Source organism: Okeania sp. SIO2C9, from assembly GCF_010672455.1.
Classification (GTDB): Bacteria; Cyanobacteriota; Cyanobacteriia; order Cyanobacteriales; family Microcoleaceae; genus Okeania.
Genome location: NZ_JAAHGO010000244.1, coordinates 1 through 1324, shown reverse-complemented (window position 1 = coordinate 1324; position 1324 = coordinate 1). Strand labels below are relative to the sequence as shown.

At 42.1% G+C, this 1324-nt stretch carries 3 protein-coding genes; all 3 read left to right on the top strand.

Annotated features, from left to right (window positions below; genetic code table 11):
- The coding region (locus F6K23_RS40685) for an NYN domain-containing protein (protein WP_293166915.1) at window positions 1-571 on the top strand (571 nt) is incomplete at its 5' end.
- An 88-nt stretch (window positions 572-659) separates the two neighbouring features.
- Window positions 660-1004: a hypothetical protein gene (locus tag F6K23_RS40680; RefSeq protein ID WP_293166913.1), complete on the top strand. Its 345-nt coding sequence runs from the start codon at window positions 660-662 to the stop codon at window positions 1002-1004.
- Between the two features lie 45 nt (window positions 1005-1049).
- A complete protein-coding gene (locus tag F6K23_RS40675; protein ID WP_293166911.1) occupies window positions 1050-1304 on the top strand; it encodes a hypothetical protein in 255 nt (84 codons plus the stop codon).
- The last annotated feature ends 20 nt before the right edge of the window (window positions 1305-1324 follow it).

Here is a 1324-nt window from a genome sequence, read left to right as displayed (position 1 = left end):
TGGAACTAATCGTCGGGTACTAATTCTTGCCGATGGCGACAATACCTTCTTAGCCGCACAAAGCTTTAACCGCAGACTTGACTGGCAGAAAATCCGCGACTATCTCGCCGATCCCAAAGAAGGTCGAGAACTCATTGGAATGGTCATTTATGTCGGTTTACCTCCAGCCAGAGAGCGATTTGAAGAACAACGAAAAACCAAAGAAAAATTCATCTATTGGGCAAAAAGCAATGGTTTTTTAGTCGTTCATAAAGAAGGTAAAACCAAAGGGGATGAGTACGAAACAAACATTGATATTGTCATGGCGATGGATGCCATTGAATTAGCCCTAGAAGTTCGCCCCGATATTGTTGTCTTAGTCACCGGAGATTCCGATTTTGCCTATCTCGCCGAAAAACTGAGAAGGCGGGGAATGCGCGTCGAAGTTGCCTCCGTCGAACAATCTCTCGGAAACGACCTCAAAGTCGCCGCTAGTAGTATTGTCGATTTGATTGGAGTTTTCGATGCCTTTGAACAGCAAAATAACCAGCAAAACTTTCACCGAATTGGTCACGCCAACGTTTTTGATTAAAAAGTAGTCAAAAAAGCTTGTTGTTTCTCTATCCTGAAGGCTTTGAAACTAACATTTTGCCCTGACACCAATTCATTCTAAGAGAATTATGCAAACTATCAATGGCAAATTGATTGTTGAAGAACAATCAGAGTTGGAACAACTCAAACCAAACCTGGAAAATATCGTTCAACAGTTTGAACATTTGGAGTTACAGATAACAGCAGTAAACCAACAAGACAAAATCGAATATCTCAAACAACTCACCTCTGTTCAACTGTCTTTACACAAGTTAGAACGAATTTACAACCGCCTAGTATTCACCACCATTTTGACGGCATTCGGCTTAGCCAGTTGGTATATTTGGTTGGGTTTCAATCAAAACTCAGCCCCAGCTAAACTAGCGAATTCACCAATTCCGATTACCTCCATTAAAGCCGCCACAGACCATTAGGAAGCGACTCCCTTAATCCTGGTTAATTCAAACAGCATAAAACAGATGGCAATGAGAGCATTTTTTCAGCGAATCCCTTGGCGGAAACCGCCTCAATTCAACCAGCCTAAAACCGTTAGTGAGCAACACTTGAATCCAGTTAAATTCACCCCGACAAAGGAGACCACAGTGAGAGCAATTGTCAACGGCAAATTAGTGAATTTACCCAATGGCGCAACCGTTGAAGAATTGAGAGCCAAACTGCCAGAAATTGGCAATGATATGGTCATGAAAGAAGCCTTGGCCGTAACTAAGCCCTAAAAGAAAAATAAACCCTCAAA